At 66.2% G+C, this 13,192-nt stretch carries 11 protein-coding genes; 6 read left to right on the plus strand and 5 right to left on the minus strand.

The window, feature by feature from the left end; translation table 11 throughout:
- The 4 genes from F6X61_RS09320 to F6X61_RS09335 form a co-directional block, all read right to left on the minus strand.
- Complete coding sequence (locus F6X61_RS09320) at positions 1–891, minus strand: universal stress protein (protein WP_153786367.1); 891 nt, start codon at positions 889–891, stop codon at positions 1–3.
- A 274-nt stretch (positions 892–1,165) separates the two neighbouring features.
- Complete coding sequence (locus F6X61_RS09325; RefSeq protein ID WP_153786368.1) at positions 1,166–2,317, minus strand: acyl-CoA dehydrogenase family protein; 1,152 nt, start codon at positions 2,315–2,317, stop codon at positions 1,166–1,168.
- A 16-nt stretch (positions 2,318–2,333) separates the two neighbouring features.
- On the minus strand, positions 2,334–3,404 hold the full coding sequence (locus tag F6X61_RS09330) for an enoyl-CoA hydratase/isomerase family protein (protein ID WP_153786369.1): 1,071 nt from the start codon (positions 3,402–3,404) through the stop codon (positions 2,334–2,336).
- Between the two features lie 179 nt (positions 3,405–3,583).
- On the minus strand, positions 3,584–4,369 hold the full coding sequence (locus tag F6X61_RS09335) for a helix-turn-helix transcriptional regulator (protein WP_153786370.1): 786 nt from the start codon (positions 4,367–4,369) through the stop codon (positions 3,584–3,586).
- A 257-nt stretch (positions 4,370–4,626) separates the two neighbouring features.
- On the opposite strand from F6X61_RS09335, the gene F6X61_RS09340 reads away from it, so the two are divergent.
- Positions 4,627–5,991, plus strand: a complete 1,365-nt coding sequence (locus F6X61_RS09340; protein ID WP_153786371.1) for an APC family permease — start codon at positions 4,627–4,629, stop codon at positions 5,989–5,991.
- A 17-nt stretch (positions 5,992–6,008) separates the two neighbouring features.
- Positions 6,009–7,124 carry a P1 family peptidase gene (locus F6X61_RS09345; RefSeq protein WP_153786372.1) on the plus strand — a complete coding sequence of 372 codons (1,116 nt, stop codon included), beginning with the start codon at positions 6,009–6,011 and terminating at the stop codon, positions 7,122–7,124.
- A gap of 70 nt (positions 7,125–7,194) precedes the next feature.
- Here F6X61_RS09345 and F6X61_RS09350 read toward each other — a convergent pair whose 3' ends face one another.
- Positions 7,195–8,523 carry an MFS transporter gene (locus F6X61_RS09350; RefSeq protein ID WP_153786373.1) on the minus strand — a complete coding sequence of 443 codons (1,329 nt, stop codon included), beginning with the start codon at positions 8,521–8,523 and terminating at the stop codon, positions 7,195–7,197.
- Between the two features lie 163 nt (positions 8,524–8,686).
- Here F6X61_RS09350 and F6X61_RS09355 point away from each other — a divergent pair, with 163 nt between their 5' ends.
- The 4 genes from F6X61_RS09355 (at position 8,687) to F6X61_RS09370 (ending at position 13,156) form a co-directional block, all read left to right on the plus strand.
- Positions 8,687–9,784: a sugar diacid recognition domain-containing protein gene (locus F6X61_RS09355; protein WP_153786374.1), complete on the plus strand. Its 1,098-nt coding sequence runs from the start codon at positions 8,687–8,689 to the stop codon at positions 9,782–9,784.
- Positions 9,785–9,816: 32 nt separating this feature from the next.
- Positions 9,817–10,902, plus strand: coding sequence for a metal-dependent hydrolase (locus F6X61_RS09360; protein WP_153786375.1), 1,086 nt, complete (start codon positions 9,817–9,819; stop codon positions 10,900–10,902).
- 67 nt (positions 10,903–10,969) lie between these two features.
- Positions 10,970–11,884: a LysR family transcriptional regulator gene (locus F6X61_RS09365; protein WP_153786376.1), complete on the plus strand. Its 915-nt coding sequence runs from the start codon at positions 10,970–10,972 to the stop codon at positions 11,882–11,884.
- Positions 11,885–12,175: 291 nt separating this feature from the next.
- Complete coding sequence (locus F6X61_RS09370; protein WP_153786377.1) at positions 12,176–13,156, plus strand: LLM class flavin-dependent oxidoreductase; 981 nt, start codon at positions 12,176–12,178, stop codon at positions 13,154–13,156.
- Positions 13,157–13,192 lie beyond the last annotated feature (36 nt).

The raw sequence follows: 13,192 nt of genomic DNA on the forward strand, positions 1-13,192 counted from the left end.
TCAGCGCACCGCCTTGATCGCCAGCACGTTGCACAGCGGGTGCTCCAGCACGTGCGACGTGGTCCCGCCGAGGAAGGTGTGCAGCGCATCGTGCCGGTGAGTACCCATGACGATCACGTCGATGCGGCTGTGGCTGACGTACTGGGCGATCGCCTTGATCGCCGGCCCTTCAAGGAAATGCCTGCGCTCCAGGGCGATTTCATAGTGATCGCCCAGGCGGTTGAACGCCGCGCGCTGGGCGGCGCGCACGCTGCCCTCGAAGCCGGGCATGGTCACGGTGCCGGCGCCGAAGTCGGCGATATGGGTTTTTGCCGCGTCGCACACGTGCAGCAGATGCAGCTCGGCGTTGCACTGCAGGGCCAAGGCATGGGCGCTGCGAAACACCTGGTCGTCCAGGTGCTCGCCGGCGCCGTGGAGGTTGAGGTCGACCGCTGCGGCGATCTGGCGGGGCAGGGGCAGGCGGATATCGCTGACCAGGTGCACGGCCACCGGGCTGTCCTTGAGCAGTTGCCAGTCCAGTGGCGTGACCAGCAGGCGCTTGAGCACCGGTTCGTGCTGCACGTCCTTGACCAGCAGGTCGCAGCCCAGGCGTTCGATCTGTTCGACGGCGCTGCCCAGCGGGTCGCGGGTCAGCAGCAGTTCGGTCGACACATCCAGCCCGTTGTCGGACAGTTGCTCCTTCGCGTCCGCCAGCCATTGCCGGTTATCGGCGAGCAGCCGTTCGCGCTCGCGGCCATCGCTCATCAGCCCGAAGGTATCGACGTCGTCGACGAATACATTGATGTCCAGCAGGGCCCCGCTGGACTCGGCCAGTGCTGCGGCCCGTTGCAGGGCAGGGCTGTAGCGCATCTGCGGGCCGAGCATGACGAACAAACGCTTGAACTGGCTCATCGCACACCTCCACGTGTGGCAGCCCCCCGTTCAGGTCTGGCCCGGACCGTGCGCTGCGGTGCGGGTGTAGTGCGTTTAGTCTAGCCGCTGTGCCGGCGAACAGGTTGCAGCGACTACCTTGCACTGCTTGTGCAGGCCTCATCGCTGGCAAGCCAGCTCCCACAGGTACAGTGCATTCCTTGAGTGCAGCGCTGTGATTGTGGGAGCCGGCTTGCCGGCGATGAGGCCAGAACAAGCAACACAACGCAGTGCCTTCCACCTCGATGCAATGGCATCAAATCGAATAGTGCTTCAACTCCCGCGCAATCAGCATGCGCTGGATCTCGCTCGACCCTTCGTAGATCTGGGTAATCCGCGCATCGCGGTAGTACTTCTCCACCGGATAGTCTTCCAGATATCCATATCCACCATGCACCTGGATCGCCATCGAGCACACCCGCTCGGCCATTTCCGAGGCGAACAACTTGGCCTGGGAGGCCTCCGACAAACACGGCTTGCCGGCCGTGCGCAACCGTGCGGCATGCAGGATCAGCAAGCGGGCAGCGTTGATCTGCACCTGCATGTCGGCCAGCAGGTTGGCGATGCTCTGGTGCTCGTTGATCGGCTTGCCGAACTGGATGCGCTCGCGAGAATACAGCAGCGCCGCCTCGAACGCGGCACGGGCGATGCCCAGGGCCTGGGCGGCGATGCCGATGCGCCCGCCTTCGAGGTTGGACAGGGCGATCGCCAGCCCCTTGCCGCGCTCGCCCAGCAGGTTGGCGGCAGGGATACGGCAGTTGTCCAGGGAGACCGCGCAGGTATCGGAAGCGCGGATACCCATCTTGTGTTCGCTGCGGTCGACCTTGAACCCCGGGTTGTCGGTGGGCACCAGGAACGCCGACAAGCCTTTCTTGCCCAGGTCCGGGTCGGTCACCGCGAACACGATGGCCAACTTGGCGCGGCGGGCGTTGCTGACGAACTGCTTGGCACCGTTGATCACCCACTGGCCATCGACCAGCTCGGCGCGGGTGCGCAGGTTGTGGGCTTCGGAACCGGCCTGGGGCTCGGTCAGGCAGAAGCAGCCGATCACCTCACCGCTGGCCAGCTTCGGCAGCCAGGCCTGTTGTTGCTCAGGGTTGCCGTAGGCCAGCAACGGGCCGCAGCCCACCGAGTTGTGAATGCTCATCAGCGCCCCGATGGCGCCGTCACCGGCGGAGATCTCCTCCACCGCCAGGGCATAGGCGACGTAGTCGGTGTAGCTGCCGCCGAACTGTTCCGGTGCGACCATGCCGAGCAGGCCGAGCTCGCCCATCTTGCGCACCACCTCGTCATCGATCCAGCCGGCCTTTTCCCAGGCCTGGGCGTGGGGCGCGATCTCGCCACGGGCGAAATCCCGTGCCATGTCGCGGATCATGATCTGTTCTTCGCTCAGTTCCAGGTCTTGCATCTGCGTACTCCCGGCCTTACAGGCCTTCGAAGAATTGGTCGACCCGCTGGGCATTGAGCGCCGCCAGGGTCGGCGGGTTCCAGCGCGGTTGCTTGTCCTTGTCGATGATCAGGGCGCGCACGCCCTCGATGATGTCGCCGTGGTCGAACCACTGGCGGTCGATGTGCAGCTCCATGGCGAAGCAGTCCTCCAGCGCCAGGTGGCGGCCACGGCGCAGCAGCTCCAGGGTCACGGCCATGGCCAGCGGCGAGCGGGTCTGCAGCAGGTCGGCGGTGTCCAGCGCCCATTGGTGGCTGTCGCCGATGCTCACAGCGCGTAGCTGCTCGACGATGCTGGGCAGGTCGGGCAGGGCGAAGAAGTGGTCGATCACCGGGCGCAGCCTGGCCAGCGGCGCATCGCCCAGGGTCTGGGTGCCAAGCCGCGCGAGCAGGCCTTGCAGGTCCTTGAGCGGGTGGTCGCCGAAGGCCAGGCGGTCGAGCCCTTCATCCAGCGCGGCCAGTTTGTCGCTGTCCAGGTACCAGTCGGCGAGGCCGCAGTACAAGGCATCGGCGGCCTTTATCTGGGTGCCGCTGACGCCCAGGTAGATACCCAGCTCGCCGGGCACGCGCGGCAGGAAGTAGCTGCCGCCGACATCGGGGAAGTAGCCGATGCCCACCTCGGGCATTCCCAGGCGGCTGCGCTCGGTGACGATACGCAGGTCGCAGCCCTGGGCCAGGCCCATGCCACCGCCCAGGGTGAAGCCGTCCATCAGCACCATGACTGGCTTGCGGTAACGGTGGATGCACAGGTCGAGAGCGTATTCCTCTTCGAAGAAGTCCAGATGCAGGCGCTGGCCGGCCTTGTAGCTGTCATGCAGCGAGCGGATATCGCCACCGGCGCAGAAGCCCTTCGGCCCTTCGCCGCGCAGCACCACGGCGTGCACGTCGGCATCCTGGGCCCAGCGATGCAGGTGTTTTTGCAGGCTGCGGACCATGTCGAGGGTGAGGGCGTTGAGGCCGGCGGGGCGGTTGAGGGTGAGGTGGCCGATATGGTTACGGACCTCGGCCAGTACATGATCCGTTGCCGAGGTGTGAGCGTGCGCGGTCATCGCGTTCTCCCTGCTTTGTTATTGATTTTCCAAGTGAAGCCTGGAATGCGCGGGCGGGTCGCAGGATCCTGTCATGCGAATTTGCCTTGCACAATTGGCAAATCTGCAGGGTTAGGCTGCATTTTTACCTTAGGTGCGCGCCTTCCGGCCGAGGTGGTTCAACTTTAGCCCGTCGGGCCTCAAGGGTCCTGCGGATCATGTCCCAACGACTGCAGGAACAACGAAAACAGCTCTGGTTGCGACGAAATATCCAGCTTGGCGTACAGGTGACGCCGATGCACCTTGACCGTCTCCGGCGAGATCGCCAGCCGTTCGGCCATGGCTTTTGACGAATACCCCCGCAACACCAGCCGGGCGATCTCCAGCTCGCGCTCCGAAAGCACCTTGGCGCCGAACAGGCTCATGGCATCGCGCACCTGGCTGGCCATCGCCGGGGCAGGGGCCTGACGCTGCCAGTGCTGGCCGAGCAGCGCCAGCACCCACGGGCAGACCATCACCAGCAGGCCATGCTGCGCCGCCTCGAAGCGCTGGCGGCTGCCCAGCGACAGCGACAGGGCGCCGCTGTCGCCCAGTTGCACGATGAACTGCACCTCGTCCTCGAGCACATGGTCGTGGAAGTAGGTGAGGTAGTACTCGCTCTGGCGGAACTGGTCCGGAGCGACTTCTTCCAAGCGGTGCAGGCCATCGCCGATGCCTTCCTGGCAGGCCTGGTAGAAGGGGTCGAGCTGGTACAGCCCGCTCAGGTACAGGGCCATGGCCTCGGGGTTGCCCTCGCCGCGGGCATCGAAGATCTCCAGCGCCCGCGGCAGGCCGGCGCGCGGGTAGAACATCGCCAGGGCATTGTCGAACGGCACCCAGTGCTGCAACAGCAGCATCAACTGGCGCCAGAAGCGCGGCTGGCCGAGCTGCTCGACGGTGCGGGCCAGGCCTGTGTGGGCGCTGGCTTCGGTGAACAGGTTGTGCATGATCCCCCGGCATTCGCAATGTAGGCCTATCGCGGGGCAAGCCCGCTCCCACAGATGCCTCACAAAAACGTGGGAGCGAGCTTGCCCCGCGATGAACGTCCCACAGTATCAGGTGATCTTTCCCTACGTCGTCAAGGGGCGTACCCCCATAGGGTAATTGGCACCCAGCGCCTCCCAGCCTAGAGTCCAGCCAGGTCCAGCGGCCGCACGACCCCGGTTTTGCCCTCACAACCAATAACAATCAGAGGAAAAACACCATGAGCTCCAGCGAAGCGCCCGCGAGCGCGCTCAAGCAGCGCCTGGGTATGCCCGATGTGGTCGCCATCACCGTTTCGGCGGTCACCCCCGCCAGTTCCGTGTTCGTCATCGCCCCGTTCGCCATCCAGCAGGCCGGCAGCGGCGCGTTCCTGTCCTTTCTCATGGCGGCGCTGCTGGCCCTGATGTTCGCCTGGTGCTACGCCGAGCTGGGCCGCGCCCACAGCACCGCCGGCGGGGAGTACGTGTATGCCAAGCGGGTGTTCGGCGGGCTGGCAGGCTATGCCACCTTCCTCACCGTGCTGGCCTCGATGCTGTTCATCCCGCCGGTGCTGGCGGCCGGCGCCGCCACCTACCTCAATAACGCCCTGGGCACAGGCTTCGATACCCAGAGCGTGGCCCTGGTGATTGTGGTCGCCAGCTATGCCCTGGGCATTCTCAATATCCGCCTCAATGCCTGGATCACCGGGCTGTTCCTGATCTGCGAGGTGGCCGCCTTGCTGGTGATCGTCGCCCTGGGCTTCGGCAATGCCAGCCAGCCGACGGCCAGCCTGCTGCAGCCACAGGTGCTGGAGCAGGGTGCCCTGGTGGCTGCTCCCTGGGCGCTGGTGCTGGGCGCGGTGGGCATGGCGCTGTTCGCCTTCAACGGTTACGGCGGCGCGGTACTACTGGCCGAGGATATGAAGGACGGCGGGCGGACCGTGCACCGGGCGGTGCTGTGGTCGCTGGTCGTGGTGGTGGCCATCGAAGTCATACCGCTGGCCGCGCTGTTGATCGGTGCGCCGTCGCTCGAGGCGATGCTGGCCAGCGGCGACCCGATCGGCTACCTGCTCACCGCCCACGGCAACGAAACCCTCGCACGGCTGGTCAGCGCCGGGATCTTCCTGTCGGTGTTCAACGCCATCGTCGCCATCGTCATCCAGGTTGGCCGGGTGGTGTACAGCAGCGGCCGCGATGCCATCTGGACGCCGGCCCTCAACCGCGCCTTCACCGTGATCCACCCGCGCTGGGAATCGCCGTGGCTGGCCACGCTGTTCCTGGCCATCCCCTCGGCGCTGCTGAGCCTGTCCGGCAGCCTCGAAGAGCTGACCTCGTTCACCGTGCTGTTGCTGCTGCTGATCTACCTGGTAGTGGCCGCCTGCGCCCTGTGCAGCCGGGTGCTGCGCCGCGACCGCGAGCACCCGTACCGCATGCCACTGTGGCCGTTGCCGGCACTGCTGGCCGTGAGCGGCGCCGGCTGGCTGCTGGTGACCCTGCTGCAACAGGCCTCGCTACGTGACCTGCTGGTCCTGCTTGGGCTGCTGGCAGTGTCCGTCATTCTCTACAGCACCCACGGCCGACTCAGCCCGACCTTCCAGAAATTGTGAGTATCCAAGGAGTAGACATGCGTGCGCGTCATTTGGGCATTACCCTCGGCCACGGCACCCCGGGCCCGTTCAATGCCATTACCGATGTGCCGGGCGTGCGGGTTGGCCACAGCACCCTGCTGGATGAACAACGCCCGGCGCCGATCCGCACCGGGGTCACCGTGATCGAGCCGCGCCCCGGTGCCGCGCGCCTGGCGCCGTGCTTTGCCGGTTGCCATGTACTCAACGGCAATGGCGATGCCACCGGCCTTGAGTGGATCCGCGAGGCGGGCCTGTTGACCACGCCGATCGCCATTACCAACACCCACAGCGTCGGCGTGGTGCGCGATGCGCTGATCGCTGCCGAGCGTGAGCGCCTGGCGGACGAGGCCGTGTACTGGTGCATGCCGGTGGTGATGGAAACCTACGACGGGTTGCTCAACGATATCTGGGGCCAGCACGTGACCCCGTTGCAGGTGCGTCAGGCGCTGGACAACGCCGCACCCGGCGCGGTAACCGAAGGCCCGGTGGGCGGCGGCACCGGGATGATCTGCCATGAGTTCAAGGGCGGTATCGGCACCGCTTCGCGGCAATTGCCGGTGCAACAGGGCGGCTGGACGGTGGGGGCGCTGGTGCAGGCCAACCACGGCCAGCGTCAGGAGTTGCGCATCGATGGCTATCCGGTGGGGCGCCAGCTTGGGCACCTGCCATCGCCCTTTGCCGAACGTGAACAAGGCACGCCTGGGATGGGTTCGATCGTGGTGGTGATCGCCACCGATGCGCCGCTGCTGCCGCACCAGTGCCAGCGCCTGGCGCAACGGGCGTCGATCGGGATTGCCCGCACCGGTGGCGGTACCGAGGACTCCAGTGGCGATATCTTCCTGGCGTTCTCCACCGGTAACCAGGGCCTGCCGCCGGCTGACTACGGGCGCAAGGACCTGGCCCAGTGCACGCAGGTGCAGATGCTCAACAACGACCATATCTCGGCGTTGTTCATGGCGGCGGCGGAGGCGGTGGAGGAGGCGATTGTCAATGCGCTGCTGGCAGGGAGGACGATGGTCGGCAAGGGCGGGGCGGTGGTGCCGGGGTTGGATGGCGACACACTGCTGACTGCCTTGCATGAGGCAGGGTGGAAGGCGCAGGCCCGGCATTAAAAGTATCGCGGGGCAAGCCCGCTCCCACGCATTGAGGCGTGGGAGCGGGCTTGCCCCGCGATCGGTTTTGCTAGCGAGCGCGGGCGAACGCGGGATTACCCGAACGCGAAACCCGCAGCGCCACCACGCTACCCAGCACGATCAACCCCGCCAGCGCATACAGCGCCGCATCGGTCGACCCGGTCTGGTCCTTGATGAACCCGACCAGGTACGGGCTGAGGAAGCCCGCCATCTGCCCCACCGAGTTGATCACCGCCAAGCCCGCCACGGCGGTACCCGCACTGAGCAGCGCGGTCGGCATCGGCCAGAACATCGGCAGCCCGGTCAGCGCGCCCATGGTGGCGATCGACAGGCCGAGGATGGCAATGGTCGGCTGAGCGGCGAAGTTGACCGCGATCAGCAGGCCCAAGGCGCCCATCAGCATCGGCACGACCAAATGCCAGCGCCGTTCGTTGCGCAGGTCCGCCGAGCGGCCCACCAGGATCATGAACACCCCGGCCAGCAGGTACGGAATGGCACTCAGCCAGCCGATCAGCAGCGGGTTGTCGAAGCCCATGTTCTTGATGATCGACGGCAGCCAGAAGTTGATGGCATACACGCCGCTCTGGATGCAGAAGTAGACGAAGCCGAAGGTCCAGATCAACGGGTTGGTCAGCACGGCGAGCACGCCGTCACCCGTAGTGGCCGGCTTGCTCGCAGCGTCGGCCGCCAGGTCTGCCGCGATCAGCTGGCGTTCTGCCGGGCTCAGCCATGGGGCTTTCTGGTAGCCGTCGCTGAGCAGCACGATGGCCAGCGCACCCAGTGCCACGGTCGGCAGGCCCTGGATCAGGAACATCCACTGCCAGCCGGCCAGGCCACCCTGGCCTGCCGCGAAGTGCTGCAGGATCCAGCCGGAGAACGGTCCGCCCAGCAGGCCGGAGACCGGGATCGCCGACATGAACAGGGCCATGATCCGGCCCCGGCGCGCCGCCGGGAACCAGCGCGAAAGGTACAGCACCACGCCAGGGAAGAAGCCCGCCTCGGCGGCGCCGGTGAGCAGGCGCAAGGCATAGAACTCGGTGGGGGTGGTGACGAACAGCAGGCAGGTACTCAGGCTGCCCCAGGCGATCATCATCAGTGCGATCCAGCGCCGCGGGCCGAAGCGGTTGAGCGCCAGGTTGCTGGGCAGGCCGCATAGCACGTAGCCGATGAAGAAGATCCCGGCGCCAAGGCCGTACACGGTTTCGCTGAATTTGAGCGCGTCGAGCATCTGCAGCTTGGCGAAGCCGACGTTGACGCGGTCCAGGTAGTTGAACAGGTAGCAGATGAAAATGAACGGAATCAGCCGCAGGGTGATGCGCCGGTACAGCGCGTTGCGGGTGACGTCGTTGCCTTGGTCAGGGGCGGGGCTGTGTGCCATGATCGGGTTCTCTTTTGTTATGGTTGTCACCGCGTCGCCTGTCTCGGCGCTCGCCCTGACGAGTCTCGGGGAGTGTAGCGCCACTGTCTTTGTGCTTTTGCACAGCCCCAGACTCAGCCTGCTGTGCCGCCGACCAACCCTAGGCAACCCTAAGGACCTGCTCATGTTCGAACTGGACCACGACCTGGCCCAGGACATCGTCGACCGGGCGATGGCCATCCTGCCGTGCAACGTCAACGTGATGGACAGCCAGGGGCTGATCCTCGGCAGCGGCGAGCCGGAACGCATCAACACCCGCCACGAAGGCGCCCAGCTGGTGCTGGCCAACGGCCGGATCGTCGAGCTCGATGTGGACGCTGCCAAGTGCCTCAAGGGTGTGCAGCCCGGGGTCAACCTGCCGCTGATGCTCGATGACCGGCTGATCGGCGTGCTCGGCCTTACCGGCGACCCGCAGCAACTGCGCACCTACGGCGAGCTGGTGCGCATGACCGCCGAAATGCTCCTGGCCCAGCGCCACTTGCAGGTTGAGCAGCAATGGCGCCGCCAGCGTTGCGACGACCTGCTAGCCCTGCTGCTGGGGGGCAGCGGCGAATCGCCCCGGCTGGTCGATGAGGCCCAGCAACTCGGGCTCAAACCCAACCTGCCACGCATTCCCTGCCTGTTCGAACTGCAGGCCGGGCCCCCGGCCGAAGCCTTGTCGGCCTGGCTGATGAGCCGCTACCCCGACAGCTGGTGTGTAAGCCCCGCCCGCCAATCGCTGCTGTGGTGCCGCCCGGCCAACGTGGCGCTGGACGAGCCGCGCCTGCTGGAGCGCCTGCAACGCCATGGCTGGGTGGTCGAACGCCTGGCCTTGGGCAGCCCGGCGCAAAGCCTGGAGCAATTGCGCCGCGGCTACCGGCGGGTGCGCGACCTGCTGGCCTACGGGCGCGAAGTGCTGCCAGGCGAGCGCCTGCTAAGCCTGGCCCGCTACCGCCTGCCGGCGCTGCTCTGGCGCCACCGCAACGACGATGCCCTGGACGAGCTGCTCGAACCCTTGCTGCGCGTGCGCGCCAAGGATGCCAGCGGCCAGCTGCTGGCTACGCTGCGCGCCTGGTGCGCCCATGACGGGCAGAGCCAGGCCTGCGCCGATGCCTTGGGCATTCACCGCAACAGCCTGCGCTACCGGCTTGAACGCATCGCCGAACTGGGCGAAGTCGATCCGCTGCGCCTTGAAGGGATGCTCAGCCTGTACCTGGGCTTGCAACTGTTACCCGCAGACTGAGTGCTGCACCGCGTTTTTCATGGAGATGTGCATTGGATTCACTGACCCAAGCCGTACTCGGCGCCGCCCTGCAGGGCACCGTGCTGGGCCGCATTCAAGGCCGCCGCTCGCTGCTGTACGGCGCCGCCCTGGCCACGCTGCCGGACCTCGACGTGCTGATCCGCTACGCCGACCCGGTGTCGCAGATGACCTTCCACCGAGGCTTTTCCCATTCGCTGTTCGTCCTTACCGGGCTTGCGCTGTTGATGGCCTGGACGGTTGCCTGGCTGGGCCAGCGCTACTGGCCGCACAAGGGCTACCGCTGGCCACGGTTGTTCCTGGCGTTCTGGCTGGTGCTGGCCACCCACCCGATCCTCGATGCGTTCACGGTGTATGGCACCCAGTTGCTCTGGCCCTTGCAGCCCACGCCGCAAAGTTGGGCGGCCGTGTTCATCATCGACCCGGTGTACACCGTGCCGTTGCTGCTGGCGGTGCTGTACGCAACGTTCAAGGGGCTGCAGGGCAGGGCGGTCGGCGTGTTGTGCCTGGCGTTGGCGTTCAGCACGGTTTACCTGGGCTTTGGCCTGGCCGGGCGCATGGCTGCAGAGCAACGCTTCAGCCAGGCGCTGGCTCAGCAGGGTATCGTCGCAAGCGAAGTGCGCGGGGTGCCGATGGCCTTCAACAGCCTGGTCTGGCGGATGCTGGCGAAAACCCCAGGCGGCGATTACTACGAAGGCGTCAGCAGCCTGTTCGACCGTGAGCCGCCCGAAATACTGCGCCAGTCACTCAACCTTGAAGCCGGCAAGGTGCTGGCCGGGGTGCCGCTGCACGAGCGTCTGCGCTGGTTCACCGGCGACTGGCTGCGTTACGACGTAGTCGGCGACGCGCTGGTGGTCACCGACCTGCGTATGGGTGTGCCGGGCAACTACAGCTTCCGCTTCCAGATGGCCCAGCGTGACGCTGCTGGCCAATGGCAGGTGATCCAGCCCAGGGGCTGGATCGGCGGCGGTGCGGCTTCGCTGTTCGATGGCGCCAAACTGAGCCTGATCTGGCGGCGCATCCTCGACCAGCAGCCACCCTTGCCGCTGGCAGCCTGGGCCAGCCAGTCGCTGGGGCATGCCGCCGAGGCCGGGCGCTGAGGGCGGCGGCCTTGCAATCAGCGGTTGCGCACCCATTTAGCTGGCTTGTCTTGTTCAGGAATACAGCATGGAACCCAACCGCTTCGGCGATATCGCCGCCTTCGTCAGCGCCGTGAAGGCCGGCAGCTTCACCGCTGCCGCCGCCAGCCTGGGCCTGACCCGCTCGGCGGTGGGCAAGAGCATCGCCCGGCTGGAAGCACGCATGGCGGTGCGGCTGCTCAACCGCACCACGCGCAAGCTGAGCCTGACCGACGAGGGGCTGGTGGCCTTCGAGCGTTGGCGGCAGATCCTCGACGACCTCGATGAAGTCGAGTCGACCATGGCCCAGCGTCGGGGCCAGCCTACCGGCACCTTGCGCCTTACTGCGCCGTTGTCGTTCGGCCAGCGCCATGTGCTGCCGATCCTCGACCGCTACCTCAAGCTGTGGCCCGAGCTGCGCGCCGATATCCGCTTCACCGACCGCTTCGTCGACCTGGTCGAGGAGGGTGTCGACGTGGCGGTGCGTATCGGCGCGCCGAAAGAGGACTCGCAACTGCTGACCCGTACCGTGGCCTGGCAGCAGTTCGTCACCTGTGCCTCGCCCGACTACCTGCAGCGCCACGGCACGCCGCAGGTGCCGGCCGACCTTTATGGGCATGACAAGATCGCGTTTCTGGCGGGTGAAAAATCCAGCCCGTGGCGTTTTCGCACCGATGCCGGGTTGCATCTGTGCGAGGAGCCCGGGCGGTTGAACATCGACAGCTCCGAGGCGATGCTCGATGGCGCGCGGGCGGGGTTCGGGCTGATTCACCTGCCGACTTACATCACCGGCGATGACCTGCGCGCCGGGACGCTGGTCGAAGTGCTGCACGACTACCGGCCACCTGCCGACCCGATCCGCATCGTCTACCCCAGCAAGCGGCATCTGTCGCCACGGGTGCGCGGCTTCATTGATCTACTGGTCGAAAGCTGGCAGGACGGGGTGCCCTGGGAGTCGTTGTAGGAACAACTGTATTGTAATGCCCGCGTTTAACTCATCGCAGGCTGCTCCCCCACAGTTACTACGCTTGGCGTCAAAGCGGCGCGTATCCTGTGGGAGCGGGTTTACCCGCGAACACCGGCAGAGCCGGTGCCATCCAACGCGCCGCCTGCTTCGCGGGTAAACCCGCTTCTACACAGCAAGCGCGCAGTCTTTGGGGAATCCGAGGCCCCAGTATCGGGCCGCTCTTCGGCTTTATCCGCAGCTACCCACCCCGGACACTCTGCTGTCACGCAAACTTCATCAGGAGCCCCCATGACAGCCCTGTCCGTACTGGACCTGGTCATGATCGGCGAAGGCAAGACCTACGCCGACGCGATCGAAGAAACCCGCCAGCTTGCCCGCCACGTCGAACAGCACGGCTACCGCCGCTACTGGATCGCCGAACACCACGACATGCCCGGCATCGGTTCTGCCGCCACCTCACTGGTGATCAACGAAGTCGCCAACGCCACCCGGCAAATCCGCGTCGGCGCCGGCGGCATCATGCTGCCCAACCACGCACCGCTGGTGGTGGCCGAGCAGTTCGGCACCCTTGATACCCTGCACCCCGGGCGCATCGACCTGGGCCTGGGCCGTGCGCCCGGTACTTCCGGCCCGACCGTACGTGCCTTGCGCGGCGCAGCGCCCGAACGCGACTTCGAAACCGACATCGGCGAGCTACGCGACTACCTCGCCGACAACGGCCAGCGCCCGGTGCGCGGTGTACCCGGGCAGCATGACGTGCCGATCTGGATCCTCGGCTCCAGCCTGTTCGGCGCCGACCTTGCGGCCAGGCTCGGTTTGCCCTACGCCTTCGCTTCGCATTTCGCGCCGCGCTACCTGCTGCAGGCCGTCGCCCATTACCGCGCCCACTTCAAACCCTCGGCTCAACTGGCCAGGCCCTATGTGATGGTGGGTGTGAACATCTTCGCCGGCGGCAGCGATGCCGAAGCCGACTACCTGGCCAGCTCGCACCGCAAATGGATGCTCGACCTGCATGTGGGCCGTTACGGGCTGTTGCCCAAACCTCAGGAAGGGTATGTCGAAGGGCTGCCTGGCCATGAACGGGCCGTGCTGGAGCAGGTGATGGCCTGCACCATCGCCGGTGGCCCGCAGCGGGTGAGGGAAGGGTTGCGCTCGCTGATCGAGCAGACCGGAGCGGATGAATTGATGATTGATTGCCGCATCCATGATCCGCTGGCGCGGCAGCGCTCGCATGCAGTGGCGGCCAATGCACTGGCGTCATTGGCCTGACGCTGAGCCCGGCGATCCAGCTGGAAATCTGGTGGG

This window comes from Pseudomonas sp. EMN2 (assembly GCF_009650555.1).
Taxonomy (GTDB): Bacteria; Pseudomonadota; Gammaproteobacteria; order Pseudomonadales; family Pseudomonadaceae; genus Aquipseudomonas; species Aquipseudomonas sichuanensis.

What these genes read in the sequence shown, in the direction of transcription:
- F6X61_RS09320 (WP_153786367.1), bottom strand. Translation starts at nt 891, where the DNA reads ATGAGCCAGTTCAAGCGTTTGTTCGTCATGCTCGGCCCGCAGATGCGC.
- F6X61_RS09325 (WP_153786368.1), bottom strand. Translation starts at nt 2,317, where the DNA reads ATGCAAGACCTGGAACTGAGCGAAGAACAGATCATGATCCGCGACATG.
- F6X61_RS09330 (WP_153786369.1), bottom strand. Translation starts at nt 3,404, where the DNA reads ATGACCGCGCACGCTCACACCTCGGCAACGGATCATGTACTGGCCGAG.
- F6X61_RS09335 (WP_153786370.1), bottom strand. Translation starts at nt 4,369, where the DNA reads ATGCACAACCTGTTCACCGAAGCCAGCGCCCACACAGGCCTGGCCCGC.
- F6X61_RS09340 (WP_153786371.1), top strand. Translation starts at nt 4,627, where the DNA reads ATGAGCTCCAGCGAAGCGCCCGCGAGCGCGCTCAAGCAGCGCCTGGGT.
- F6X61_RS09345 (WP_153786372.1), top strand. Translation starts at nt 6,009, where the DNA reads ATGCGTGCGCGTCATTTGGGCATTACCCTCGGCCACGGCACCCCGGGC.
- F6X61_RS09350 (WP_153786373.1), bottom strand. Translation starts at nt 8,523, where the DNA reads ATGGCACACAGCCCCGCCCCTGACCAAGGCAACGACGTCACCCGCAAC.
- F6X61_RS09355 (WP_153786374.1), top strand. Translation starts at nt 8,687, where the DNA reads ATGTTCGAACTGGACCACGACCTGGCCCAGGACATCGTCGACCGGGCG.
- F6X61_RS09365 (WP_153786376.1), top strand. Translation starts at nt 10,970, where the DNA reads ATGGAACCCAACCGCTTCGGCGATATCGCCGCCTTCGTCAGCGCCGTG.
- F6X61_RS09370 (WP_153786377.1), top strand. Translation starts at nt 12,176, where the DNA reads ATGACAGCCCTGTCCGTACTGGACCTGGTCATGATCGGCGAAGGCAAG.